This is a genomic window from Candidatus Krumholzibacteriia bacterium (genome assembly GCA_035268685.1).
GTDB lineage: Bacteria > Krumholzibacteriota > Krumholzibacteriia > JAJRXK01 > JAJRXK01 > JAJRXK01.
In genome coordinates this window covers 1-25,973 of record DATFKK010000200.1, presented here as the reverse complement: position 1 = coordinate 25,973, position 25,973 = coordinate 1, and the positions used below count along the sequence as shown (strand labels likewise).

Genomic DNA, 25,973 nt, shown 5'->3' with positions numbered 1-25,973 from the left:
AGGGTGGTGGGAGGGTGTGGTGGGGGGAATGGGGGATGGCCGGAGGGGGTGGGCGGCTTGGGGTCGTCGAGCGAACTGGTCACACGAAACTCTGCGCAGTCCCGGAACTTCCGCATGCGTTGCATGCCCTGGTCACTTCCGGTGCGGAAGCCGCCCCGGAAGAATCGTGGAATCCCCACTTCCGCCGCGGAAGCGCTCGTGGTTCCGGCGCGGAACATCCCCGCGTGTCACCCGACGACCACGCCTGCCGGCCCCGACTCCCGCCCCCGACATCTCCCTACGAACCCGCACCACACCCGCGTACGACGCCCAACCTCATCACCGCCTCCCCGCGGGACGAACGGGAGTCTTCTCACCGATTCACACTGTCGAAGGGCCCGGTTGCGTCCGTACCCACCATCGGGGACGACGAAGACGACGAACCGAAAGGCTCCCGACCGATGATGACCGCGGACATGCTCCGCGCCGCCCTCACCCTGCTCCTGTGCTCGACGTTCTGGCTCGCGGGTTGTTCGACCGACGACCCGACCGGTCCGGACTCGACGCAGGCGGATCCTCCGATCACGGAGGATCCGGGCGGTGCCGACGACGACGACCCGACCGTACCCGACGACCCCCAGGACCCCGGGACCGACGATCCCTTGGACGCCTGGCCCGAGAACCTCCTCGACGAGAGCCATCTGGTCGAAGGCCTGTTCGACTGGCCGGAACGTGACTTCGTGCGGGGCAACACCGCCGAGATCGAGCGCTTCCTCCGTCGCGGTGATTCCGCCGTGGACTTCACGTTGCGCGACGTCGAGGGCGAAGAGCACACGCTCGCCACGCTGCTCGCGGAACGGCCCGTGCTCATGGTGTTCGGCAGTTTCACCTGACCGATCTACATGGCTCGCGTGCCCGAGCTCGACCAGTTCGCGATGCGCGAACTTCCCGACGGCCGCCGCTTCGACGAGGCCGTGCACATCGTCCACGTCTACACCCTCGAGGCGCACCCGGCGCTGCCGGACATGACCCCGTACTCGATGTGGACCGACGGAAACGACATGCCCGACGGGTCGGGGAACTCCTACGGCGACGTCGGCCAGGCCTACACCTGGGCCGAACGCCGGGCCCAGGCCCACCGCGTCCTGAACGGCATGGAGAACGAACCGCTCATGCTGATCGACGCGCTGTCGCCCGATCCACTCACGAACCCGGTGTGGTGCACGTATGCGACCGCACCGAACCCGGCCTTCGTGATCGACCAGGACGGTACGATCGTCCTGTCGCAGTTGTGGTCGGAGATGTCGGCGATCGAGCGGGCGATCACCGCTCTGGTGACCGGGGACTGAGAGAACCGCCCGCTACCGCGCCCCCTCCGGCGTCGACAACCCCGGCGCGAAGCCGCCCGGCACCCCGCGCGTGGTCACACTGACCGCGTCGTGGGGGTGCAGGCTCTCCTCGTGGGTGGCGCGCACCCAGTAGTCGGCCACGTCGCCGCGGGCTTCGAGCGCGGCGCGTACGCGGCGGCCGGCGTCCTCGCAGAACATGAGGTTCTGTCCGTTGAGATGGGCGAAGGTCTGCTCGTCCTCGCGTTTCACCGCCGCCTGGACCGGCGTCTGCAGGGCGTCCTCCACCGCGTCGATCAGCTCGATCGGCTGGAAGTCGCGCACGCCCTGCGTCAGCCGGACCCGCACCTGCGCCGTGGAACGCTGGCTGTGCGGGGTCGCCACGATCCCCTGGTCGGTGCCGAGCCACGCCAGCACTGCCTCGCGATCGACGGGACCGTCGCCGGGGAAGTCGCGCTGGAACTTCTCCTGGACGAGCTGACGCGACAGGGCCGCCGAGCAGGGGCACGTGCTCGAGTAGGTCACGGTCGCGCCGAGGTCCACGGTGACCTCGCCCCGATCGAGGACGGCGGTCACCGAAACGGGATAGGTGCGCCAGCCGCTCTCGTCGGAGGAGAGCGCCGCCCGGCGCACCATCAGCTCGAAGTCGAGATGGATCATGGCGGCGCCGCTGATCCCGTGGTGGCGCTCGACGAAGGTCTCGAGCGTGCGGGCGAGCAGCACCGGCGTGAGGTCGTGTCCGGTGAGCGCCGCGTCGAGAGCAAGGAACAGGCGCGACATGTGGATGCCGCGCTCCTCAGGATCGACCAGGTCGACGAAGGCCGCGGCCCGCGCCGGCGTCGTCACGTTCCGACCGTCGGTCAGCGTCAGGCTGACGGGCATCTCCATCTGGTCCATGCCGACCCAGTCGAGCACGCCGGGGTGCTGAGCGCGCGTCTCGTGGGCGATGTCGGGCATGGCGGCAGTCGACAGCGTGGGCCGGGAGATCATGGACCCTCCTGCGGGCAGCGACGAGCGGTGAAAGGTACGGGACAGGAGGGGCATTCGCTGGCCGCGGGGAATCGGTTGCACGACCATTCCATTCGTATTCTCCTGAGGAAACCCCCGGGACCGGAGCGTGCTACGTGACGAGCGAAGTCCTGTGTCTGTCGACCCGGCGTTGCCGCGTCCACGGTCGTCCCGACTGGACGCCCGCGCGCGTCGACGTGCGTGACGGAGTGATCGAGGCCGTCCACCCGCTGGACCAGGCGCCGCCTCCGCCGGGCGGAGCGACGTCGATCGATCTGGGCGATCGCATGCTCGTGCCGAGCTTCGTGAACGCACACACGCACCTGGCCCTGGGCGGGTTGCGGGGATCCAAGGCGCCCGCGGCACTCCAGGGCAACCTGGTCGAAGACGTGTTCTTCCGATGGGAGACGGCGCTCGGGCCCGAGGACGTGCGTGCGTTCGTGCGGGTCGCCGCGCTCGAGTGCGCGCTGCACGGCGTGGGTGTCGTCTTCGATCACTACTACTACGCCGAGGCGGTCGCGGCCGGACTGCGTGACGTCGGGCTGGCGGGTGTGATCGCGCCCACGCTGCAGGATCTCGACGGGCCGGGCCGCGACCACGCGGAGACGGCACTCGCGTCCACGGAAGCACTGTGTGCCGACATGTGGTCCGCGGCGGGAATCGTCCCGGCCGTCGGTCCCCACGCGACCGACACGGTCAGCGCAGACCTGTGGCGCCGGGCCCTGGAACTGGCGGATCGCCACGGCCTGGCCCTGCACGCCCATGTGGCCCAGAGCGCCGAGGAGGCGCGCCGCTGCCTCGACCGCCACGGAGTGTCGCCGGTCGCCTGGCTGGAACGCGAAGGGTTGCTCGACGTCGACGTACCCCAGCTCCTGGTCCACGCCCTCTACCTGGACGACGCCGACCTCGCCCGGCTCGATCGCGCGCGGCACGCGCTCGGATCGTGCCCCTTCTCGCAGGTCCAGTTCGGGTTTCCGGCTCCGGTCGAGGAGTTCGAGGACCGTGGCCTGCCCTGGTTCGTGGGCACCGACTGCGGTGCCAGCAACGACTCGATGAACGTGCAGAAGGAGCTGCGGCTACTCGCGGGACAGTCGACCTACGCGGTCAGCTACGGCGCGGCGCACGCGGCCCTGCGCGAACGCGTGGAGCGGGCGACCGTCGACGCGGTCGAGCGCGAACGTCGGACCGCCGCCGAGCGGCACGGCCCGATGCGCACCCCAGAGGTGCTCCTGCGGAGCGTGACCGACGGGCCGGGGTCGTGGCACCCCGGGCTGCGCACGGGCGCGATCGAGCCCGGCCGGCGCGCCGACCTGGCGGTGTACGATCCCCGGCATCCGGCGCTGTGGCCGGCGGACGATCTGCTCGTCGGCCTCGCCTACGCCGACGTCTCGCCGGCGCTGAGCGGGCTCATGGTCGGCGGCCGGTGGATCTGTCCCCTCGACGACGTGGGCGCCCTCTTGCGGCGCGACGAGGTCGGCGATTGGATCGAGGAAGCCAGCCGGCGTGCGGCCGCCCTGCACGCCCGGATCCGTTGAGACCACCGAGGAGACGCACCATGGACCGCGACGCGATGCACGAACCCTGGCACCTGCGCTGGCGCGAGGGCCGCATCGGCTTCCACCGTGACGACGTGCACCCCATGCTCGAGTACTTCTGGTCGCGCCTCGAACTCGGCGGCGACGAGACCGTATTCGTTCCGCTGGCCGGAAAGAGCCTCGACATGCGTTGGCTCGCCGAGCGCGGCCACCGCGTGCTGGCCGTGGAGCTGAGCGCGATCGCCGCCCGGCAGTTCTTCGACGAGTGGGGCACACCGGCCCTGGTCGAGAAGCGCGACGACTTCGCGGTGCACCACGCCCGCGGCGTGGAGATCTGGGTGGGCGACGTCTTCGACCTGCGGCCCGAGCACCTGGTCCGCGTGGGCGCCTTCTACGACCGGGCATCGGTGGTGGCGCTGGACCGGGCCACGCGCGAGCGCTACGTCGCGCACCTGGCGTCGATCCTGCCCGGCGGCACCAGAGGTCTGCTGATCGGTCTGGAATCGATGCAGCCCGACGACCAGGGTCCACCCTTCTCGGTGCCGCAGGAGGAAGTCGGGCGTCTCTTCGATTCGGCCTTCGACCACGAGGTCCTGCTGAAGCCGAACCCGAAGTCGGCGCCCGAGGTCCGCGCGCTCTTCGAGCACGTGCACCGGCTCGAGCGGCGCCCCTGATGCGTCCGCTGTGGTTGTGGTGGAGCTCGGGCAAGGACGCCGCCTGGGCCCTCGAGGAACTCCTCGACGACGACGCGTGGCACGTCACCGCGCTGGTCACCACGATCGACGCGAGCACCGAGCGCATTCCCTTCCAGAACACCGGCCGGGCGCTGCTGGAGCTGCAGGCGTCGGCGACGGGTCTTCCGTTGCACGTGGTGGAGTTGCCCCCGTCGTGTCCGAACGACGCGTACGAACGAGCCTTCGCCGCGCTGGCCGCGCGCGCCCGGGACGAGGGCGTCGACGCCATGGCCTTCGGCGATCTCGCCCTCGACGACGTGCGCGTCTGGCGCGAGGGCCTGCTCCGGCGCCACGGCATGGACGCGCACTTCCCGTTGTGGGGGCGCGACACCACGCAGCTCGCCCGCACGATGATCGACGGCGGGCTCGAGGCCGTGATCACCACCGTCGATCCCCGTCGACTCGATCGCGCCTGGCTGGGTCGGGACTTCGACCACGCGTTCCTCGACGCCCTGCCCGACGACGTCGATCCCTGCGGGGAGAACGGCGAATTCCACACCTTCGTCCACGCCGGGCCCATGCTCATCGACCGGCTCGAGGTGGCCGTGGGCCAGCCCTTCGAGCAGGGCGACTTCGTGGGGGCCGAGCCCGTGCAGAGCCTGCACGTCGACGGCGAGCTGGACCTGCACACCATTCCGCCGAAGCAGGTCGGCGACCTGGTCGACGACTACCTCGACACGTGCCGCGCGCAGGGCGTGCTGCAGGTGCGGATCGTCCACGGCAAGGGAATCGGCGCCCTGCGCGAGACGGTGCACGCGCGGCTACGGCGCCGCGACGACGTGCTCGAGTTCGGCCTCGGAGGCGCCGGAGCCGGCAGCTGGGGCGCGACGCTCGTCCGGCTGCGGCCCCTCGGGAGCGACCGCTGACGCGGGCGGCTCCGGGCGTGCGGTTCCGGCCGAGGCGTGGCACACTGGGCGCTTCGCGCCGACGCCCGTCCCCGTCGCGTCTCCGACCCCGAGGATCCCGCCATGTGCCGCCTGCTCCCCCTTCTCGTACTGCTCCTCGTTCCGACCGCCGGTGCCACCGACATCGACGTCGCGATGCTCGAACCGGGTATGGAGTTCCGCGAGATCGGCCCCTTCCGCGGTGGACGCAGCGCCGCCGTCGCCGGCATTTCCGACCAGCCGCTCACCTACTATTTCGGCGCCACCGGCGGCGGCGTGTGGAAGACCACCGACGGCGGGCAGTCGTGGGACAACGTCAGCGACGGATTCTTCGGCGGCTCGATCGGCGCGATCAGCGTGAGCGCGTGGGATCCGAACGTGATCTACGTGGGCGGCGGCGAGAAGACCGTGCGCGGCAACGTGAGCCACGGCTACGGCGTGTGGAAGTCCACCGACGCCGGCAAGACCTGGAGCTCGCTCGGGCTCGACGACACCCGCCACATCGGCCGCATCCGGCTCCACCCGCGGGATCCCGACACCGTGTACGTAGCGGCCATGGGTCACCTCTTCGGTCCGAACGAGCAGCGCGGCCTGTTCCGCAGCCGCGACGGGGGCGAGACCTGGGAGAAGATCCTGTACGTGAGCGACGAGGTCGGCTGCGTCGACGTCGCCATGGATCCCACCAATCCGCGGATCCTCTACGCGAGCTTCTGGCGCGTGAAGCGCACGCCGTATTCGCTCGAGTCGGGCGGCGAAGGCAGCTCGATGTGGAAGAGCACCGACGGCGGCGACACCTGGACCGACATCACCCGCAACGAGGGGCTGCCGCCGGGCGTGATCGGCATCAACGCCATGACCGTCAGCCCGCTCGAGCCCGACCGGGTGTGGGCGATCGTCGAGGCCGACGACGGCGGGGTGTTCCGCAGCGACGACGCCGGCGTGACCTGGCGGCGCACGAGCGACGACCGCAACCTGCGCCAGCGCGCCTGGTACTACACCCGCATCTACGCCGACACCGGCGACGCCGACACCGTCTACGTGCTGAACGTGCAGTTCTGGCGCAGCAAGGACGGCGGCGGCGAGTTCGAGAGCATCCGCACGCCCCACGGCGACCACCACGATCTGTGGATCGCGCCCGACGATCCGGCGCGCATGGTGGTGGGCGACGACGGCGGCGCGCAGGTCAGCTTCGACGCCGGGGAGAACTGGACCACCTACCACAACCAGCCCACCGCCCAGTTCTACCGGGTGACCACCGACGACAGCTTTCCCTATCGCATCTACGGCGCGCAGCAGGACAACTCCACCGTCCGCATCCGACATCGCACCGACGGCGGCGGGATCAGCGAGTACGACTGGGAGCCCACGGCCGGCGGCGAGAGCGGCTGGCTCGCGCCCGACCCGAAGAAAGACGCCATCGTCTACGGCGGCAGCTACGGCGGCTACCTCACGCGTCTCGACCACCGCACCGGCGAGATCCGCGACGTGAACGTGTGGCCCGAAAACCCCATGGGCCACGGAGCGGAGGGGATGAAGGAACGCTTCCAGTGGAACTTCCCGATCCTGTTCTCGCGTCACGACCCCGGGCTGTTGTACGCGGCCGGCAATCGCCTGTTCGTCACCCGCAACGAGGGCCAGACCTGGACGCCGATCAGCGACGACCTCACCCGGAACGATCCCTCGAAGCTCGGGCCGAGTGGCGGGCCGATCACCAAGGACAACACGGGCGTCGAGTACTACGGCACGATCTTCGCGGTGGCCGAGGACGTCTTCGAACCCGGCGTGATCTGGGCCGGCAGCGACGACGGCCTGATCCACGTCACCCGCGACGGCGGCGACACCTGGACCGACGTCACGCCGAAGGGCATGCCGGAGTGGATCCAGGTGAACTCGATCGAGGCCGACCCGCACCGCGCCGGCGGGGCCTACGTGGCCGCCACCATGTACAAGAGCGACGACTTCCGACCCTACCTGTACAGGACCGACGACTACGGCGAGAACTGGGAGCGGATCACCGACGGGATCGATCCGCTGCACTTCACGCGCGTGGTCCGCGCCGACCCCGCGCGTGAGGGCCTGCTGTACGCCGGCACCGAGTCCGGCCTGTACGTGAGCTTCGACGACGGCGAGCAGTGGCAGCCCTTCCAGCTGAACCTGCCGATCGTGCCGATCACCGATCTGGCCGTGAAGGACCACGACCTCGTCGTGGCCACGCAGGGCCGGTCGTTCTGGGTCCTCGACGACCTCACCGTGTTGCACCAGATCGACGCCGACACCGCCGAGGCCGACCACGTGCTCTTCCGCCCGCGCGACACCTGGCGCATGGACGGCCGGGGCCGCTGGTCGGTGCTGGGCCACAGCGGCGAGAACCATCCCGACGGCGTGCTGATCCACTACGCCCTCGGCGACGATCCACCCGACTCGAGTGCCGTGGCACTGCGCGTGCTCGAGGACGACGGCGACGTCATCCGCACCTTCGCGCCCGACGCCGACGAGGAGCGCGACCGCATGACCCTCGAGCCGGGCGCCAACCGCCTGGTGTGGGACCTGCGCTACCCCGACGCCCACACCTTCGAGGGCATGATCCTGTGGGCCGGCCGGACGCGCGGCCCTCGCGCGGTTCCCGGCGAGTATCGCGTGCGCATGGTCGTGGGCGACGACTCGACCGAGACGCGCTTCACCCTGAAGAAGGATCCGCGGATCGAGGCCTCGCAGGACGATCTGCAGGCGCAGTTCGACTTCCTGATCACCCTGCGCGACGAGCTGAGCACCACGCACCGGGCGATCGAGCGGATCCGGGCCGTGCGCGCGCAGGTGAACGGCGTGTTGGAGCGCGCGGCGGGAACCGAGGTCCACGAGGAACTGGAGGCCGCCGCCGAGCCGCTGCTCGAGCGCATGGGCGAGATCGAACGGGCCCTGTACCAGACGAAGAACCGCAGTCGGCAGGACCCGCTGAACTTCCCCATCCGCCTGAACAACAAGCTCGCGGCCCTGGCTCGCAGTGCCAGCATCGGGCCCTTCCGGCCCACCGATCAGGCACGAGCCGTGCACGCAGAGCTGAAGGCCCGGATCGACACCGAACTCGACGCCCTGGCGGGCTTGATCGACCGCGAGGTTCCGCGCTTCAATGCGCTGGTGGCCGAGAAGCAGGTTCCCGCGATCCGGCTCGAGGAGGAGTCCGCGCTTGACCGACCCTGAACGCTCACGACCCGACGACGATCTGCTCGGCCGGATCCGGCGCCACGGAGCTCGCTCCGTGGCGATGGGCCCGGCCCGCGATCTGCTGCGCCCCTTCGACGGGGGGTGGTACCGCCGGTGCGTGCGCTGTGACGCGGGGATCGACGGCCCGGGGCAACTGCACTACGTGGAACGCGCATTGCGCGACGGCGAGTCCCTGTTCGAGTTCGCCCTGTGCGAGCCCTGCGTACGCGAGGTCGGCGACGAACTCAGCGACGAGAGCATGCTGCGACTGGGGAGCTTCCTGCTGGCGCATCTCGACGTGGATGATCGTCAGGCCCGGCTCGAGGAGGCGAACGACGCTGGTTCGCTCGTGGATCACTGCCTGTTGAGTCGCGCCCCACGTACCGAGCTCGAGGAGTTCCAGGTGTGGGCGTGGTGCCGGGGGCAAGAGTTGGTCGCCGACGCCTTTGCCCCGGCGATCGTGTCGGGATCGATGATGGAACAGCTCGCTGGCGGCCTGTCCCGGCAGACACGCGATTCCATGGACGGCTTCATCCGCGACCACCTCGGTCTGCCGCCGGAGCTGAAGAAGCTTCCGGTGCTGGTGTGAGGTGAGCGTGCGCGTCCTGCACCTGATGGACAGCGGTGGACTGTACGGCGCCGAGCAGATGCTGTTGACCCTGATGGAGCAGCAGCGCGAACGCGGTCTCGAGCCGCACCTCCTGAGTGCCGGAGTCCCGGACGAAGCTCCGAAGCCGGTCGAGGAAGAGGCTCGTCGGCGCGGTCTCGAGGTGACGGCCTGGCGCATGGAGCCGCGCTTCAACCCCGGCGACGCCCGACGGATCCTCGAGTGGTCGCACGAGCACGGGACGGACGTCCTGCATTCCCACGGCTACAAGTTCAACGTCCTGGCCGGCATGTGGCCGCGGCGGGTCCGGCGGGCTCCGCTGGTTGCGACATTGCACGGATACATCACCGGGCGGGTGTTCTCGCGTGGATGGCTGTACACGCGTGCCGACCAGTTGTTGCTGCCGCGCATGGACGCGGTCGTCCTCGTTTCCGATGCCATGCGGACGAGGGTACCGTGGACAGTGGCCCGGTCTTCGCGCACGCACGTGATCGAGAACGGGCTCGATGTCGAGCGTGTACGGAGTCGCGCGACGTTGGAAGTTCCGGAGGAGATCGCCGGGTTCTGCGAAGCCCACGATCCCGTCCTCGTCGGCGTCGGGCGGTTGTCGGCCGAGAAGGGCTTCGACCGGTTGATCCGTATTGCCGCCCGATTGCGCGACCGTTGGCCGCGGATCGGCGTGTTGATCATCGGAGAGGGGAAGCTGCGCGCATCCCTCACGACGCTGGCCTCGTCCTCGGGTCTCGGCAATGACGTGCTCATGCCCGGATTCTCCGACCGCGTGCCGGCCGTCATGGCACGGACCGATCTCGTGTGCATGCCCTCGCACACCGAAGGGCTTCCCATCACTCTGCTCGAGGCCATGGCCGTGGGTGTTCCTCTCGCCGTCACGCCGGTGGGAGAGATGCCGCGGGTGCTCGGCGACGGTCGCGGCGGCGCGATCCTCGACGGCGCCGAAGAGGGCGCGATGGCCGACACGATCGCAGCGTGTCTGGACCAGCCCGGCCAACGCGCGGACCGGGTCCGGTGGGCCACGGCGCGGCTCGAGGCCGACTATTCGGCACGGCGCATGGCCGAGGCCTACCGCGACGTCTACGCGCAGGTCCTGGGTGTCACGGCCGAGAGGGTGAGAGGGTGAGCGGTGAGCGGCGCGTCTGCGTGTTGATGGATCAGATCGTCAATGCCCGGGCGGGGACCGAGGGGCAGGTCCTCAAGTTGGTCGAGGGGTTGTCCTCCCGGGGTTGGCGGGTCGACTTCGCCGTTCTCCGTTCGTCCGATCTCACGCGGAGCAGTGCGTTCCCGGTTCCGACCACCGACCTCGGGGTCGGGAGCATCGCCGACCCGCGCAGCTGGCGGCGCGTCCGATCGTTCGGCATCGGGCTCCGGGAGCGTGGAGTCCGCGTGGTCCAGGCCGTCTTCAACGATGCCAGCGTTCTGGCTCCGCCGATGCTGCGATCGGCCGGCCATCGGGTGGTGATCTCCCGGCGCGACATGGGCTTCTGGTACACTCCCGCCCATCGCACCGTGCTGCCGGTCACCGGCCGCTTCGTCGACGCCGCCGTGTGCAACAGCCAGGCCGTGGCCGAGGTGACACGACGGATCGAGAAGATCCCGGCCGACCGCATCCACGTGATCTACAACGGCTACGCGGAGCGACCAGTGCCGGTGCCGGTGGCGAACGCCGATGCCGACTCGCCGCCCGTCTACGGAATCGTGGCCAACCTGCGGCCGATCAAGCGGATCGAGGATGCCATCCGTGCACTGCCCCGCGTGCGGGAGCGCGTGCCCCGAACGAGACTTCACCTGGTCGGCGCCGGGGACGCCTCGCGGTACCGTGCGCTCGCCGAGTCGCTCGGCGTTGCCGAGCACGTCGTCTTCTTCGGTGGCCGCAGCGACGCCGAAGACCTGATCGCGGACTTCGACGTCGGGGTCTTGTGTTCGGAGTCCGAGGGCTTCTCGAACGCCATCATCGAGTACCTGCGCGCGGGCAAGCCGGTGGTCTGCACGCGCACGGGTGGCAATCCGGAGATCGTGCAGGACGAGGTGAACGGTCATCTGGTCGGGGTCGGCGACGTCGATGCGCTGGCCGACCGGATCGCAGGTCTGCTGGCCGAGCCCGACCGGCGCGCGCGCCTGGGTGCCGAGGGCCGCCGTCTGGTCGAGGAGCGCTTCGGCCTGTCGGTCATGCTCGATCGTTACGAGGAACTGTACAGCTCGTTGCTCGAGCCGGGTCTGCGGAGGACCGCGCGATGACCAGGGAATCCGACACCAATCCGTCGTCGGTCGCCCTCGCCCTCGGAGGCGGTGGGGCCCGTGGCCTCGCGCACATCGGCGTGCTGCGCGCCCTCGAGGAACGGGGCATCGCCGTCGAGGCGATCGCCGGGTGCTCCATGGGGGGGATCATCGGCGCATTGATCGGTTCGGACCAGACGTCGGCGGACATCGCGGACATCGTTCGCGGCACGCACTTCCACGACCTGCTCGATTTCGGCGCCCGCGGGGGGCTGGTCGGAGGCAAGGGCATCGGCCGGGTGCTGGCCGAGCACGTCCGTGAGGACTTCGAGGCGCTCGGGGTGCCGTTGAAGGTCACGACGGTCGACGTCCAGCGCGGCTCCCTGGTGATCCTGGGTACCGGTCCGTTGGTCCCGGCTCTGCAGGCGACCAGCGCGCTGCCGGGAATCCTCAGCCCGGTCGAACACATGGATCGGGTGCTGATCGATGGCGGGATCCTGAACAACCTGCCGATCGACGTGGTGCGTACCATGTCCCTCGCCCCGATCGTCGCCGTCGACGTGGCCGCCCCGCACGATCGTCGACTGGACTTCGATCGCGACCACGGTTTCGTCGAGGCGATCAAGCGGATCAGCCGGCGCGAGTTCCGCACGTTGACCGTGGAACTGTTCATGAAGTCCTTCGACATCCCCCAGCGCCTGATCACCGACACCCGTCTGGCGATGGATCCGCCCGAGATGCTGGTGCGCCCGGAGCTCGACGTGGAGTTCGGTGTCGAGGACATGCATCGCCTCGAGGAGGCGATCGAACTCGGCTACCACGCGACCAACGATGCGCTCGATCGGTGGATCGCAGAGGACGGGAGCCGGCCCGAGTGGGTGGACGACGCCGGCGAGGAGGACTGAGCCCGTGCGATGGATCCTGGCGATCCCGATCGTGGTGCACGGGCTGATCCATCTCCTGGGGTTCGCCAAGGCCTTCGGCCTGGCCGAGATGCCCGAGCTGCGGATCCCGATCGCACGGCCCGTCGGCCTGTTGTGGTTGGCCGCCGCGGTGTCGATGCTCGTCACCGCCGCCGCGTTCGTCGCGGCTCCCGGTGTTTGGTGGATGCTCGCCTTCGGCGCGGTCGTGGTGTCGCAGGTCGTGATCGTGACGTCGTGGTCCGATGCCCGCTTCGGCACGCTGGCCAACCTCTTCGTGCTGCTGCTGGCCGTGCACGGCCTGGCGTCGCAGGGCCCCTGGAGCCTGGCCGCCGAGTACCGGGCGGCGGTCCGGGAACGGCTGGAACCGGGTGCGACCGTGCCGGCCGACGTGACGGAGGACGACCTGGAATCGGTGCCGCCTCCGGTGCAGCGCTATCTGCGGGCGACGGGTGCGGTGGGCGAACCGCGCGTCGAATCGGTGCGCGTGCGCTGGAGCGGGCGGATCCGCTCGGCGCCCGACGAGGCGTGGATGCCCTTCCAGGCCGAGCAGTACCTGTTCACCGACGAACCGGCGCGCCTGTTCCTGATGGACGCGCGCCGCACGGGTCTGCCCGTCGACGTGCTGCACGTCTACGACCGCGGCCGCGCGCGCATGGACGTCCGTCTCCTGTCGATGGTTCCGCTCGTCCAGCAGCGTGGCGAGGACCTCGGCCGCGCCGAGACGGTCACCGTCTTCAACGATCTGTGCCTGCTCGCGCCGACGGCACTGCTCGACCCCGGGATCGAGTGGCGCACGATCGACGCCCACACCGTGCACGCCCGCTTCACCGCCGGCGGACACACCGTCGGGGCGACGCTGGTCTTCGGCTCGGACGGCGAGCTCGTCGACTTCGTCTCGGACGACCGCGCCCGATCCACCGACACCGGGCTCGAGCCCACGCCCTGGTCGACTCCGGTGGGCGACTACGTCCGTGTGGGGCCGCGTCGGGTGATCGGCAGGGGCGAGGGGCGCTGGCATCCCGACGAGGGCGAGTTCGTCTACCTCGAACTCGATCTACTGGCGTACGAGCCGAACGTGCACGCGCAGCCCGGATCCCGGTGACCCTCCGTTCCCGGAGGATCAGGGCGACCCAGGAGGCCCACGGTCTTCGTGCACCGATCCCTTCGCGTGTGCGTCACTTGCTCAGCGTCACCCGCCGTGCCTCGACCCGGCCGCCGGCCTCGAGCCGGACGTGGTAGACCCCCGACGCCACGGCGGTGCCGGTGTCGTCGCGGCCGTCCCAGGTGACGGAGTGCCGGCCCGCCGGGACGAAGACGCCGCGCCGGAGCGCGCGCACCCGCCGTCCGGCGGCGTCGTGCACGCTCAGCTCCACGCGGCCGGTGCGCGGCAGCTCGAAGGCGATCGTCGTGCGCGGGTTGAAGGGATTCGGGCTGGCGGGCAGCAGGCGGGGCCGCGCGCGCGCGCCGGAGGGAGCCGCGGTCGTGGTCGAGCGCTGGTGCACCACCTGCTCGACCATGAATTCGGCCGGCCGGAGGTGCGCGAATCCGTACAGTGCCACCGTGCGGCCGGCGAGCAGGTCCTGCTGGTTCATGGTCTCGCCGTCGACCTTCGCGAACCAGGACTCGTCGGGCGTGGCACCACGGAACCAGCCCTCACGCCACTTCGTCTCGAGGTAGACGTCGATCGTCGTCTCCAGGGTGCTCCACAGGACCGGATCGTTCGGTTCGTCGATGACCCACGTCGTGCCCTCGACCACGGATTCGTGCAGGTGCAGGGCGGTGCGTCGCACCGACACGTAGATCCACTCCGGCGAATCGGCGATCGTTCGGGCGCCCCACACGCGGACGCCGTCTCCGGAGAAGAAACGGATCGAGTTCACGCCCTCGGGGTTGAGGAGTTCGGTGTCCGCGCTGGTCAGCGGCGTCGCGACGTCGACGGCCGTGGTGATGGGCCCGACGGGCGATCGATGCGGGCTGGTCGCGGCGTGGATCCCGGCCACGAAGCCGCTCGGCGGCAGGGTCTGCTCCTCGTCGAGCGGTGCGGCCACGATCCAGGGGTGGTAGAGCGCGGCGAAGCCCTCGTCCGAGCCGAGCCCGGCCCGCTGGGCGAGGACGGTGCCCACGTCGGCCCCGGGCACGGGATCGAGGATGGCGAGACGATCACCCGCGGTCTCGCAGTGGGCGATCATGGCGGTCTGCACGGCCGGCGACGTCGCTCCGGGGACGGCCACGATCGAGATCTCGTCGACGTCCAGCAATGCGGCCAATCCCGTCCGGGCGCCGGGAATGCGCCCGTCGATGCCGATCAGGGCCGCCTCGGTGGTGTCGGCGGCGCGGACCACCCAGGCCCGCGTTCCACCCTCGAGGAAGAAGGCCGCGACCGAGGCGCGCAGGTACGGATTCGCCAGCCCCGTCGTCGAGGTGCCGAAGGTCAGGTCGAAGTCGCTCGCCGAGGTGATCAGCACGGGCTCGTCGACCGGTCCCTGGGTCGCCTGACCCACGAATCCGGCCACACCCAGCGGCGCGTCGGCGATCGGCGGAGTCCGGCCGGAGGCCGGGCTCGACAGGAGGGCGGCGGTGAGGAGCAGGCAGCGCAGCATGACGGAACGGAGGAAGGGGGCAGTGCCTTCCAGTCTACACCGGATCGGGCCGGACGCGGGGTGGGAACGGCCGCTTTCCGTGCTATCTTCCCGAGTTCCATCGTCGGTCCGGGCCGGCGCCGTCTCGGGCGCCGCACCCCGCCGGAACCGCGTCCGCGACCCGCCAGGAGGCCCCCGTGGCCGAGTACGCACCCCGGGAGATCGAACCCCGCTGGCAGCGCTTCTGGGAGGACGAGGCCGTCTTCTCCACACCGCGCCTGCCCCAGGGCGACAAGCTCTATTGCCTCGACATGTTCCCCTACCCTTCGGGGTCGGGGCTGCACGTCGGGCACCCGGTCGGCTACACCGCCACCGACATGTTCAGCCGTTACAAGCGCATGCGCGGCGTGAGCGTGCTGCACCCGATGGGCTTCGACGCCTTCGGCCTGCCGGCCGAGCAGCACGCGATCAAGACCGGTGAGCACCCGGGCAAGGTCACCGGCGAGAACTGCGACCGCTTCCTGGCCCAGCTGAAGCAACTCGGCCTGAGCTACGACTGGTCGCGAGAGGTCCGGACCTGCGATCCCGACTACTACAAGTGGACGCAGTGGATCTTCGTGCAGCTCTACCACTCCTGGTTCGACCGCGACCAGCAGAAGGCGCGGCCGATCGCCGAGCTGCCGATCCCGGACGAGGTCCGCGACCGGGGCGAATCCGCCGTGCGCGAGTACGTCGACGCGCACCGCTTCGCCTACTACACCGAGGCCGACGTGAACTGGTGCCCGGCCCTGGGCACGGTGCTGGCCAACGAAGAGGTGATCGACGGCCGCAGCGAGCGCGGCGGGCACCCCGTCGAGCGCAAACCGATGAAGCAGTGGATGCTGCGGATCACCGAGTACGCCGAGCGCCTCCTCGACGACCTCGAGACCGTCGATTGGCCCGAGTCGATCAAGGAGATGCAGCGCAACTGGATCGGCAAGCGGCACGGCGCCGAGATCACCTTCGCCGTGGCCGACCACGACGCGTCGCTCACCTGCTTCACCACGCGTCCCGACACCCTCTTCGGCTGCACCTTCTTCGTGGTCAGTCCCGAGCATCCGCTGGTCGACGAACTGACGACCGATGCCCAGCGCGAGGCGGTGGAGGCCTACCGCGAGAAGGCCCGCACCATGAGCGACCTCGATCGGACGATCGAGAACCGCGAGAAGACGGGCGTGTCCACCGGCGCGGAGGTCGTCAATCCGGTCAACGGACGCCGCGTGCCGCTGTACGTGGGCGACTACGTGCTCATGAGCTACGGCACCGGCGCGGTCATGGGCGTGCCGGCGCACGACGACCGTGACTTCGTCTTCGCTCGCAACTACCACCTCGACATCGTGCCGGTGGTCCGTCCCGTCGATGCCGATCCCGAGACGGTGAAGCAGATCGAGGCCGGAGACCTGTGCTACACCGGCCCCGGTGTCATGCTGCCCCGCGACGACGAGGTCATGCACGAACTCCGACTCGCGGGCGTGTCGAACGACGACGCCAAGTGGCGGATCACCGACTGGCTGGCCGAGCGTGGCGCCGGCCGGCGGGTCACCAACTACCGCTTCCGCGACTGGCTGTTCTCGCGGCAGCGCTACTGGGGCGAGCCCTTCCCGGTGATCCACTGGGAGGACGGGTCCGTGACCACGCTGAGCGAAGACGAGCTGCCGCTGGTCCTGCCCGAGGTCGAGGAATACAAGCCCAGCGAGTCGGGGGAGTCGCCCTTGGCGCGCGCGGAGGACTGGCTCGAGGTGGTCGACGAGAACGGCCGTCGCGGCCGGCGCGAGACCAACACCATGCCGCAGTGGGCGGGGTCGTGCTGGTACTACCTGCGCTTCATCGATCCGCACGACGACGAACGCTTCTGCGATCCCGAGCTCGAGCGGGCGTGGATGCCCGTCGACCTGTACGTCGGCGGTGCCGAACACGCCGTCCTGCATCTGCTGTACGCGCGGTTCTGGCACAAGGTGCTGTACGACCTCGGCCACGTGAGCACGCCTGAGCCCTTCCGGCGCCTGTACAATCAGGGCATGCTCGCCGCACCGGCCTACAAGGACGCGCGTGGGGCCCTGGTGCCGATCGACGAGGTCACCGAGCAGGACGACGGTACGGCCGTGCGGACGGCGACCGGCGAACCGGTCGAGCGGATCACGGCCAAGATGAGCAAGTCGCTTCGCAACGTGATCACACCCGACGACGTGATCGAGGAGTACGGTGCCGACACGTTGCGCCTGTACCTGATGTTCATGGGCCCGCTCGACAAGGAGCGTTTCTGGGACCCGAAGGCGATCAGCGGGATCCACCGCTTCCTGCGGCGGAGCTGGATGCTGATCACCGACAACGTCGATGAAGGCACGCGGGGATTCGCCGACGACGAGCCGGTCGCGGTCACCAAGGCCGTCCACCGCACGACGAAGGTGGTGGCCGAAGATCTCGAGGCCCTGAGCTTCAACACGGCCATCGCCAAGCTCATGGAGTGCCTGAACGAGATCAGCGGAGAGCCGCTCGGCCGTCGATCGGCCGAGACCTACACCCTGCTGCTCGCCCCGTTGGCCCCGCACCTGGCCGAGGAGCTGTGGCGCCGCCTGGGCCACGACACCACGCTCGCGCACGAGCCCTGGCCCGGATACGACGAGTCGCTGCTCGAGGAGAGCACGGTCGACGTGGTGATCCAGGTCAACGGCAAGAAGCGCGGTCAGGTCCCCGCGCCACGCGATGCGAGCGACGAGGTCCTGCGCCCGCTCGTGGTCGAGGAAATGGCGGGGACGAACTTCGAGGTCACGCTCGACGACCGTTTCATCGTCGTGCGGCAGAAGAACGACGGAACGCCCAAGCTGGTCAACGTGATCGCGAAGCGCTGAGCGCGAAGGAAAGACATATGAGCAAGCAGGACGTCGACCCGGCCGTCAAGGAACGCCAGAAGGTCTACAAGAAGTCGCTGAACCTTCCGAAGACCGGTTTTCCGATGCGGGCGAACCTGGCCCAGAACGAGCCTCAGAGCCGCAAGCGCTGGGAGGCGCGGGACCTGTACCACGAGGTGCAGCGGGCCCGGGCGGCCGCCCCGCGCTTCGTGTTCCACGACGGCCCACCCTATGCCAACGGGGACATCCACGTGGGGCACCTGTTGAACAAGGTGCTGAAGGACTTCGTGGTGCGCAGTCGCACGCTGATGGGTGAGAGCTGCCCCTTCGTGCCCGGCTGGGACTGTCACGGTCTGCCGATCGAGCACCGCGTGCTGCAGGAGATGGTCGACAGCGGCAAGATCGACAAGATCAAGGATCTCGAACCCGACACCCAGCGCATGGCGATCCGTCGCTCGTCGGCCGCCTACGCCGAGAAGTTCCAGAAGCTGCAGGCCGAGCAGATGAAGCGGCTGCTCACCATGGCCGACTACGACGATCCCTACCTGACCATGACACCCGACTACGAACAGTCGGTGCTCGACGTCTTCGCCGATCTGGTCGAGCAGGGCGTGGTGTACCGGGCGCTGAAGCCGGTGCACTGGTCGATCGCCAACCGCACCGCACTGGCCGAGGCCGAGCTCGAGTACCACGACCGCGAGGATCCGTCGATCTACGTCGACTTCGACGCCGCCGATCCGGCCGCCGTGGCACGCGCCTTCGGCCGGGAGGACGCCGAATCGGTGGGCTTCGTGATCTGGACCACCACGCCGTGGACGCTTCCGGCCAACCTGATGATCGCGGTGCACCCCGAGTTCGAGTACCGCCTCGTGCGGATGAACGGCAAGCAGCACGTGATCGCGGCCGAGCTGGTGGAGACCGTTGCCGAGACCATTGGCGCCGACGAAGTCGAGGAACTGGCCACCGCACACGGCCGCGACCTCGTCGGGCTCGACTACCGGTACCCCTTCTGCGATCGCACCGGCCGCGTGGTCGAGGCCGACTACGTCACGCTGGAAGACGGCACGGGCCTGGTGCACACCGCACCCGGACACGGGCAGGAGGACTTCGAGACGGGGCGCCGCGAAGGCGTCGAGCCCTACTCGCCGGTCCGCGACGACGGTACCTACGACGACACCGTGCCGGAGTGGCTGCGCGGGGTGTCGGTGTGGGATGCCAACGACATGATCATCGCCCACCTGCGCGAGTCGGGCCACATGCTCCACGACCACCGCTTCTGGCACAGCTATCCGCACGACTGGCGTTCGAAGACGCCGGTGATCTTCCGCTGCACCGAGCAGTGGTTCGTCGCGGTCGACCAGCCCACGCGGCGCGAGGACCGCAGTCTGCGTGCGATGGCCCAGGAGGCCGCCACCTCGAACATCCACTTCGTTCCGGCCTGGGGACGCAACCGCATGGCCGGCATGCTCGAGTCGCGGCCCGACTGGTGCATCTCACGTCAGCGCGCGTGGGGGCTGCCGATCCCCGCCTTCCGCCGGCCGGACGGCGACGTGCTGTTGACCACCGCGTCGGTGCGTGCCGTGGCCTCGGTCTTCGGCCGCGAGGGCAGTGACGTGTGGTTCACGAAGGACCCGGCGCACCTGCTGGCCGACTACGATCCACGGCAGGACCCCGATGCTCCCGACGACCTCGACGTCGCCTCGCTCGAGAAGATGTACGACATCTTCGACGTGTGGTTCGAGTCGGGCTCGTCGTGGCACGCGGTGATGCGCAACAAGGATCGCGGCTTTCCCGTGGATCTCTACCTGGAGGGCAGCGACCAGCACCGTGGCTGGTTCCAGCTCTCGCTCCTGCCGGGACTCGGCGCGACCGGGCAGGCGCCCTTCACCACCGTCCTCACCCACGGCTTCATCGTGGACAAGGACGGCCGGAAGATGAGCAAGAGCCTGGGGAACACGCTCGACGTGAACGACCTGTTGAAGGACTTCGGGGCCGATGTCCTGCGATGGTGGGTGAGCTCGCTGGCTTTCGAGGGCGACATCAAGGTCGACCGCAGCTACTTCGAGACCGCGGGGGAGACCTACCGGAAGGTCCGCAACACGCTGCGCTTCCTCCTCGGCAACCTGGTCGACTTCGATCCGTCCTCCGCACCCGCGCTCGATACGTTGCCGTCGACGTCACTCGACCGCTGGGCTCTGTGGCGTACCAGCGAATTGCGCGATCGCGTGGTCGGTGCCTACCGCGACTACGACTTCCGCGCGGCGCACACCCTGCTCTACGACTTCTGCAACGACACGCTGAGCGCGGTCTACCTCGACGCGGTGAAGGACCGCCTGTACTGCGATCGGGCCGACGCCCCCCGTCGGCGCCTGACCCAGGCGACCATCCATCAGATCGCGGGCACGCTGATCACACTGCTCGCGCCGATCCTGCCGCACACCGGCGACGAGGCCTGGCGCGACTTCACCGGCGACGAGGACGCCTGTGTACAATTGCAGACCTTCGGTGGACTCGACGCCGAGGCCGACGCGGCCTGGCCACGGGTGATCGAGGCCCGCGATCGTGTCCGCAAGGCACTGGAGGAAGCGAAGGACGGCGGGATCGAGAACCCACTCGACGCCGGTGTGGTCGTGGGTGATCCCGATGGTACGCTCGTCCGCTTCCGGGAGGACCTGGTCGACCTGTTCGGTGCCTCGCGTGTGACCCTCACCGACGACGACGCGGTGGTGAAGGTGATCGACCTACGCGACGAACCGCGCTGCGAACGTTCCTGGCGCCGCGACGAGACCGTGAAGCAGCGTAGCGATGGGGGGTGGTTGAGTGATCGCGATGCCGAAGCCGTTGGCCTTGGCTAGTCTCCTGGCTGCCGTTCTCGTGGGACTGGCCGGTCCGTCGCCGGCCCACCGGAGCGCCACCCCGCATCAACTCGTGTTGACCTCGGTCACGGTCGAGGGCGATTCGCTGTCCGTGGTGCTGTGGACCGAACGTCCGACCCCGATCGTGGCGAAGGAGTTCCGCGCCCACTTCGCCGACGATCGCCGGGCCGCGGCAGATCAGGACGTGCGGTTCCGCCAGGCCCAGTGGGCCGCGCTCGCCGAGGCGCTCCGGGTGCGGGTCAACGGCGATCCGCTCCCGGCCGAGCTCACACCACTTCCCCTGCCCAACAACGGGCGCGGCAACGAGACGCGTTTCGTGTACGGCGTCGGGGCGACCGTTCCGGTGGATTCGGACCGGCTGGTCGTCGAGTTCGACAACCAGGCGCTGCTCGACCAGGACCACGTGTTCCTTTCGGTCTACGCCGACGCGGCCCGGCCGTGGCGGGTGGTGGAGGACTCCAGCCGTCGACTGCTGTCCGATGCCGATCGGGTGCCGGTGGAGATCGCGCCACGCGCGACGTGGTCCCACGATGAACGCCTCCGGCAGGGCCGCATGGTCTTCGCGCGCTGACCGGGAATCAGAACGCCAGGTCGTCGTCGCGGGGTTCCACGCCGAGCCAGCGGTAGGCGGCGCCCAGGGTACTGAACACCTCGACGGCGTGGTCCGGTGACTGCATTCCCTTCCACATGAGCGTCATGGCGGTCACGCGGGCTTCGTCGGCCAGGACCGCGGTCCGTCGAGCGGGCGGCTGGATCGGAGGACCGTCTTCGCCCAGTGCCCGCAGGTCGCGCGGTGCGACCTCGAGTTCGATACCGCGGAAGTCGATCAGGCAGTGTCCGATGGTCGACGGAACGCCGGCCTCGTGGCGGGCTGCGCGGAGATCGTCGACGTCGGACAGCGCGATGCTGCCCTCGGCGACCTGCAGGAGCACATCACGCTCCGTGTCGTAGCGGAATCGGATGGGCATCGGACGACCGCGCTCAGGGGAAACGGGGAGCGGACGAGCAACGACCATAGCCGACCGGGGAGGACCCTCGTCAAGGCCGGCGTGGTCGATCCACGCGTATTCCTCGGAGCCGTTCCGGTGAGAGGAACGATTCAGCGTGTGCGGCGGGCCCGCCCGGACTCGCGTGCGCGCGATTGGATGCCAGTGGCACCGGGGTGCCCGTACTGAGGATCGTCGATCGCGCGGATACGCTCGACGTACTCCACGTCGTCGATCGCGTTCTGCCATGTCCCGGTGGCGCGGGCCAGGAGCACGCCGCCCGCGAAGACGACGACCACGGCCATGCCGACCCACAGGGGTCGCAGCGGCCGACGCGCGACCTCGACCTTCAGACAGTCGTCGACCGGGCATGCAGCCACACAGTCGAGACAGCCGGTGCATTCGGGGCTGTGGACGGTGTCGACCTTCGACACGTTCAGTTGCGCCATGCACACACGATCGCAGCCTCGGCAGTCGATGCAGGTCGAGGCGTCGCGGACGACCGCCGCGGGCGACAGCCGCGAGAACAGACCGAGCAGCGCGCCGTAGGGGCACAGGTAACGGCACCACGTGCCCGTCCAGAACGTGGAGGCCAGGACGAGAATGGCCATCACCACCACGGTGACCGATCCCGCCCGCACGAAGAACAGCCCCATCTTCACGTCGGCCACGCGATTGTAGGGCGACTCGAGGAACACGCGCAGGGCGACCTCGTGCATGGTCAGGATCGCGTACAGGAAGAAACCCAGGAGAAGATACTTCAGGCTGCGCAGCACGAAGTCGACGGGACGCCAGGGGCGCGGGTTGCGACCGTAGATCCTCCGGCCGAGCGCGGCCAGTGCCTCGGACAGCAGTCCCACCGGACAGATCCACGAACAGAAGGACTTCCGCAGCAGCCACGACACGCCGATCGCCAGCAGGATGATGATCGTCGCGGCCGGATGGATGGCGTTGAGCTCACCCTGGTGGATCCAGTCGCGCAGGCCCATGAGACCGCTGATCGGCAGGAAGGCCTCGACGCCCGGCGGGCGTTCCGGCAGCGGGAGGCGCGCGCTCTGGGCTGCCAGGACGAAGCGCGTGAACTGGACCCCGATCAGGATCGTCGTCAGGGCGAAGCCCGCCTGGACCACGCGCCGGGAGAACAGGGCGGTCCCGAGGCGACCGCGGCGGTCGGTCGCGCGGCGACCGAAGGCGAGGATCGGGTGGGGAATGCGCATGGCTCGGCTCCGAGAGCGAATCGGGGGAACGGGATCAAAGTAGACAAGATCATCCGATTATCCATTGTGAACTCGTGAACTGCTCTTCCGAGGAGGCGAGGATTTCGCGTGCGGCGAAGGCGTGGGCGCGCTAGAACGTGGCGTGCAGGGCCTCGCGGTGGGCTCGTCGGGCTCGTCGCGGGTCAGGAATCCGCTCCAGGGAGGAGTCCCCATGAGACGCCCGATCGCCCCCGTGGCCGCGGCACTCGCTGTCGTCGCCGTCGTGTCGTCGGATGCGCCGGCGGCCGAACCCGAGTTCGACGGCGAGATCCGTGCCCGCCAGTCCGTCTTCCTGAACGGCGACTTCGACAGCGACGCCGACGACGCCGACAACTTCGCCACGCTCCGCACCCGCGTCGGCATGCGCTTCGTGGCCGGCGACCACGCTTCGGCCTACGTGCAGTTCCAGGACACCCGCGCCTTCGGCGAGCCGGCCGGGACGCGGGTCTCGCTCGAGCAGGTCGATCTGCACCAGGGCTATCTGAACGTCGAGGACGTCTACGATTCACCGCTGTCGCTGCGTATCGGCCGTCAGGAGATGAGCTACGGCCGCGGGCGGCAGATCGCGGCGAACCAGTGGGACGAGGTCGGCCGCAGCTTCGACGGGGTGCGCATGCTCTACGACATCGAGGACTTCGGCTTCTTCGACCTCTTCGCCATGAAGCTCCGCGAGACCGGTGGGGTGTCGTCGATCAACAGTGGTGCCGCCGTCACGGCCGGTGGAGTCGAGAGCGCTCTGTTCGGTGCCTACCTGCAGTACGAACCGAGCGAAGAGCTCGACGTCGAGGTCTACGTGCTCGACGTGTACCGCGATGCCGGCGACCTCTTCGATCCCGAGACGCGTGTCCTCGTCGACGAGAACAACACCGCGAATCTCTTCACCACGGGGGCGCGCTTCGAGTACGCGGACGAACGGGTCACGGTCTACGGCGAGGGCGCGGTCCAGTTCGGAGATGCCCCGAAGACACTGGCCGACGGAGAGGTCGTGGCTCGTGACCACGCCGGCTATGCGGCCTACGCCGGCGTGGACTACGTCCTGCCCTCCGACGGCGAGGTCGAGAGCTGGCTCGGACTGCAGGTGGATTTCGCCTCGGGCGACGACGATCGCAAAGACGACGAGATCTCGGGTTACGTCCCGCTCTTCCCCCGGCGCCACGATCCGCTCGGCGCGATGGACCTGGTCGGATGGTCGAACGTGCTGGGTGTGCGCGGCCGCGCCGGCGTGGACGCCGGGAACGGCTGGACCCTGTGGCTCGACTACCACTGGTTCGGCGTGGTCGAGGAGGTCGATGCCTGGTACACGGTCGACGGTCCGCTGTACGGTGCCCGCCGCGTGTTCGCCGACGTCCGCGACGCGGGTCCGGTCTTCTACCGTGGCAACGAGTCCTTCAACTCGACCCTCGGCAGCGAGATCGACGCGACCGCCCGTTTCGAGGTCGACGAGTCGCTGAGCTTCTCGCTGGAACTGGCCTATTGGATTCCTGGGGACTGGCAGGAGCAGTCGGCGGCCCAGGCGGCCAACGAGATCCTGCGGCGACTCGGCGACCCGGCCTACGACCCGGACTTCGATCCCGCGGCCGAGGCCGCGGAGCTCGACGCGGCGTTCAGCCTGTACCTGCAGACGACGGCACGGTTCTAGTCGGCGTCCGGCCGGCGACGACGAAGGGGGACCCGGCCGGGTCCCCCTCCTGCCGTCGTCGCGAGGCACGACGGGGGATCTACTTCAGCAGGAGCATGCTTCGCGACAGTCGACGGTTGTCGGTGCTCAGCACGTAGAAGTACTGCCCCGACGCCGCGGTCCGGCCGTTCCGATCGACGCCGTTCCACACCACCGTGTGGTCACCGGCTTCGACCGTGCCGTTCACCAGCGTGTTCACCAGACGTCCGCGCGTGTCGAAGATCGACAGACGCACGGATTGGGCCTTCGGCAGTGAGAAGGCGATGTTCGTGAGCGGGTTGAACGGGTTCGGCGCGTTCTGCTCCAGAGCAAGGGTCCGACTCACCGGAACGACCTGGTCCTCGCCGTCGGCGATGCTGACGGGATCGAATCGCGTGATCCTGCCCTCACCGCCCTCGGGGTACCCACCGGCGGTCACGAGTCCGCTCAGGCCCTCGGACGAGCTCAGGTACTGCTGCAGCGCCGACTGATAGGTGGCAGCGAGTCGGGTGAAGTTGCTCAGATGCGGGTATGGGTCACCGCCGTTGGCCAGGAAGTTCACGGTGGTCACGCTCAGGTCGGGGCCGGCCACGACCTCACCACCCGCCACGATCAGGGTGCCGTCGTCCAGGGTGATCTCGACGATCCGGGTTCCCGGCGTCGTGATGGTGCCCGTGACCGGGTCGATCTGTTGAGCGGTGCCGGTCACGTCCCACAGGAAGCTCATGCCCGAGACCTGGGCGAAGCGGCCGGTGCCGGAGCCACCGTCGGCCGGCAGCGCACGCGACACGCAGTTCTCCATGATCTCCTTGAACTGCGCCCGGCTCACGTTCGGCGTGATCGTGACGAAGTTCGAGAAGGGCAGGATGTCGAAGGTGTTCAACTCGGTGACCGGACCGGCCGGGAGAATCCGATCGTCGCGCATACCGCCGCCGTTCTGCAGGGCGACATCGGGAGCCGGGACGCCGAAGTCCGCCGCCTGGCGGGTGGCGACCCAGCGCAGCGCGTCGGCCACCAGATTGCCCTGGTTCGTCTCGAAGAAGCGGACGCTGTTGCGCTGCCCGTCGAGGTCCACCTCGCTCTGGGCGATCACGTTGCCGGCGAGTGCGTCGAGAGCCGCTTGTACCGGTTGTTCGATGGTCGTGTCGGCAGTCACGTCGGGGGTCACGCCGTCGGCGAAGGTCGTCCCGACCACGCGCACCGGACCCGAGGTGGGGTCGACACCGACCACGTCACCACTCGCATCGAACTCCAGGACCAGCCGGCCCACGTAGCGGTAGTT

General features: G+C 69.2%; 20 protein-coding genes. 15 read left to right on the top strand and 5 right to left on the bottom strand.

Translation table 11 applies throughout. The features are described from left to right. Positions 1-455: 455 nt before the first annotated feature. Positions 456-872, top strand: coding sequence for a hypothetical protein (locus VKA86_19455; GenBank protein HKK73387.1), 417 nt, complete (start codon positions 456-458; stop codon positions 870-872). 9 nt (positions 873-881) lie between these two features. Further along, positions 882-1,328: a hypothetical protein gene (locus tag VKA86_19450; GenBank protein HKK73386.1), complete on the top strand. Its 447-nt coding sequence runs from the start codon at positions 882-884 to the stop codon at positions 1,326-1,328. A gap of 12 nt (positions 1,329-1,340) precedes the next feature. On the opposite strand, the gene folE2 is transcribed toward VKA86_19450, so the two are convergent. After that, the gene (gene folE2 / locus VKA86_19445) at positions 1,341-2,315 is read right to left on the bottom strand and encodes a GTP cyclohydrolase FolE2 (GenBank protein HKK73385.1); all 975 of its coding nucleotides are present in this window, start codon (positions 2,313-2,315) and stop codon (positions 1,341-1,343) included. 134 nt (positions 2,316-2,449) lie between these two features. Here folE2 and VKA86_19440 point away from each other — a divergent pair, with 134 nt between their 5' ends. The 9 genes from VKA86_19440 to VKA86_19400 all read left to right on the top strand — a co-directional run bounded on the left by VKA86_19440 (position 2,450) and on the right by VKA86_19400 (position 13,551). Further along, positions 2,450-3,868, top strand: a complete 1,419-nt coding sequence (locus VKA86_19440) for an amidohydrolase family protein (protein ID HKK73384.1) — start codon at positions 2,450-2,452, stop codon at positions 3,866-3,868. Between the two features lie 20 nt (positions 3,869-3,888). Next, positions 3,889-4,542, top strand: coding sequence for a thiopurine S-methyltransferase (locus VKA86_19435; GenBank protein ID HKK73383.1), 654 nt, complete (start codon positions 3,889-3,891; stop codon positions 4,540-4,542). Continuing rightward, the gene (locus VKA86_19430) at positions 4,542-5,468 is read left to right on the top strand and encodes a Smr/MutS family protein (protein ID HKK73382.1); all 927 of its coding nucleotides are present in this window, start codon (positions 4,542-4,544) and stop codon (positions 5,466-5,468) included. The genes VKA86_19435 and VKA86_19430 overlap by 1 nt, the downstream gene beginning before the upstream one ends. Before the next feature lie 102 nt (positions 5,469-5,570). After that, positions 5,571-8,684 (top strand): glycosyl hydrolase, encoded by a 3,114-nt coding sequence (locus tag VKA86_19425; GenBank protein ID HKK73381.1) that lies wholly within the window; start codon positions 5,571-5,573, stop codon positions 8,682-8,684. Beyond that, complete coding sequence (locus VKA86_19420; protein ID HKK73380.1) at positions 8,671-9,276, top strand: hypothetical protein; 606 nt, start codon at positions 8,671-8,673, stop codon at positions 9,274-9,276. The genes VKA86_19425 and VKA86_19420 overlap by 14 nt, the downstream gene beginning before the upstream one ends. A 7-nt stretch (positions 9,277-9,283) precedes the next feature. Beyond that, the gene (locus tag VKA86_19415) at positions 9,284-10,432 is read left to right on the top strand and encodes a glycosyltransferase (GenBank protein ID HKK73379.1); all 1,149 of its coding nucleotides are present in this window, start codon (positions 9,284-9,286) and stop codon (positions 10,430-10,432) included. After that, positions 10,429-11,547, top strand: coding sequence for a glycosyltransferase family 4 protein (locus VKA86_19410; GenBank protein HKK73378.1), 1,119 nt, complete (start codon positions 10,429-10,431; stop codon positions 11,545-11,547). The genes VKA86_19415 and VKA86_19410 overlap by 4 nt, the downstream gene beginning before the upstream one ends. Continuing rightward, the gene (locus tag VKA86_19405) at positions 11,544-12,431 is read left to right on the top strand and encodes a patatin-like phospholipase family protein (protein ID HKK73377.1); all 888 of its coding nucleotides are present in this window, start codon (positions 11,544-11,546) and stop codon (positions 12,429-12,431) included. Before VKA86_19410 ends, VKA86_19405 begins: the two co-directional genes overlap by 4 nt. A gap of 4 nt (positions 12,432-12,435) precedes the next feature. Beyond that, positions 12,436-13,551 carry a DUF6544 family protein gene (locus tag VKA86_19400; GenBank protein HKK73376.1) on the top strand — a complete coding sequence of 372 codons (1,116 nt, stop codon included), beginning with the start codon at positions 12,436-12,438 and terminating at the stop codon, positions 13,549-13,551. A 73-nt stretch (positions 13,552-13,624) separates the two neighbouring features. On the opposite strand, the gene VKA86_19395 is transcribed toward VKA86_19400, so the two are convergent. Then, positions 13,625-15,049 (bottom strand): phage tail sheath subtilisin-like domain-containing protein, encoded by a 1,425-nt coding sequence (locus VKA86_19395; GenBank protein HKK73375.1) that lies wholly within the window; start codon positions 15,047-15,049, stop codon positions 13,625-13,627. A gap of 176 nt (positions 15,050-15,225) precedes the next feature. Here VKA86_19395 and leuS point away from each other — a divergent pair, with 176 nt between their 5' ends. From leuS to VKA86_19380, 3 genes are read left to right on the top strand one after another with little or no spacing between them, the layout of a single operon-like run. Beyond that, complete coding sequence (leuS, locus tag VKA86_19390) at positions 15,226-17,916, top strand: leucine--tRNA ligase (protein HKK73374.1); 2,691 nt, start codon at positions 15,226-15,228, stop codon at positions 17,914-17,916. A gap of 17 nt (positions 17,917-17,933) precedes the next feature. Beyond that, entirely contained in the window at positions 17,934-20,771 is a 2,838-nt protein-coding gene (ileS, locus tag VKA86_19385) for an isoleucine--tRNA ligase (GenBank protein HKK73373.1), read from the top strand. Next, a complete protein-coding gene (locus VKA86_19380; GenBank protein ID HKK73372.1) occupies positions 20,764-21,363 on the top strand; it encodes a hypothetical protein in 600 nt (199 codons plus the stop codon). The genes ileS and VKA86_19380 overlap by 8 nt, the downstream gene beginning before the upstream one ends. Before the next feature lie 7 nt (positions 21,364-21,370). On the opposite strand, the gene VKA86_19375 is transcribed toward VKA86_19380, so the two are convergent. Both VKA86_19375 and VKA86_19370 read right to left on the bottom strand, forming a co-directional pair. Next, positions 21,371-21,760, bottom strand: coding sequence for a hypothetical protein (locus VKA86_19375; protein ID HKK73371.1), 390 nt, complete (start codon positions 21,758-21,760; stop codon positions 21,371-21,373). 131 nt (positions 21,761-21,891) lie between these two features. Beyond that, positions 21,892-22,995 carry a 4Fe-4S binding protein gene (locus VKA86_19370; GenBank protein ID HKK73370.1) on the bottom strand — a complete coding sequence of 368 codons (1,104 nt, stop codon included), beginning with the start codon at positions 22,993-22,995 and terminating at the stop codon, positions 21,892-21,894. A gap of 211 nt (positions 22,996-23,206) precedes the next feature. On the opposite strand from VKA86_19370, the gene VKA86_19365 reads away from it, so the two are divergent. After that, positions 23,207-24,673, top strand: coding sequence for an alginate export family protein (locus tag VKA86_19365; protein ID HKK73369.1), 1,467 nt, complete (start codon positions 23,207-23,209; stop codon positions 24,671-24,673). 79 nt (positions 24,674-24,752) lie between these two features. On the opposite strand, the gene VKA86_19360 is transcribed toward VKA86_19365, so the two are convergent. After that, positions 24,753-25,973, bottom strand: a 1,221-nt coding sequence (locus tag VKA86_19360) for a 5'-nucleotidase C-terminal domain-containing protein (protein HKK73368.1), incomplete at its 5' end; no start/stop codon positions are given.

Coding starts and splice junctions, on each gene's coding strand:
- VKA86_19455 (HKK73387.1), top strand. CDS start 456: ATGCTCCGCGCCGCCCTCACCCTGCTCCTGTGCTCGACGTTCTGGCTC.
- VKA86_19450 (HKK73386.1), top strand. CDS start 882: ATGGCTCGCGTGCCCGAGCTCGACCAGTTCGCGATGCGCGAACTTCCC.
- folE2 (HKK73385.1), bottom strand. CDS start 2,315: ATGATCTCCCGGCCCACGCTGTCGACTGCCGCCATGCCCGACATCGCC.
- VKA86_19435 (HKK73383.1), top strand. CDS start 3,889: ATGGACCGCGACGCGATGCACGAACCCTGGCACCTGCGCTGGCGCGAG.
- VKA86_19430 (HKK73382.1), top strand. CDS start 4,542: ATGCGTCCGCTGTGGTTGTGGTGGAGCTCGGGCAAGGACGCCGCCTGG.
- VKA86_19425 (HKK73381.1), top strand. CDS start 5,571: ATGTGCCGCCTGCTCCCCCTTCTCGTACTGCTCCTCGTTCCGACCGCC.
- VKA86_19405 (HKK73377.1), top strand. CDS start 11,544: ATGACCAGGGAATCCGACACCAATCCGTCGTCGGTCGCCCTCGCCCTC.
- VKA86_19395 (HKK73375.1), bottom strand. CDS start 15,049: ATGCTGCGCTGCCTGCTCCTCACCGCCGCCCTCCTGTCGAGCCCGGCC.
- ileS (HKK73373.1), top strand. CDS start 17,934: ATGAGCAAGCAGGACGTCGACCCGGCCGTCAAGGAACGCCAGAAGGTC.
- VKA86_19375 (HKK73371.1), bottom strand. CDS start 21,760: ATGCCCATCCGATTCCGCTACGACACGGAGCGTGATGTGCTCCTGCAG.
- VKA86_19370 (HKK73370.1), bottom strand. CDS start 22,995: ATGCGCATTCCCCACCCGATCCTCGCCTTCGGTCGCCGCGCGACCGAC.
- VKA86_19365 (HKK73369.1), top strand. CDS start 23,207: ATGAGACGCCCGATCGCCCCCGTGGCCGCGGCACTCGCTGTCGTCGCC.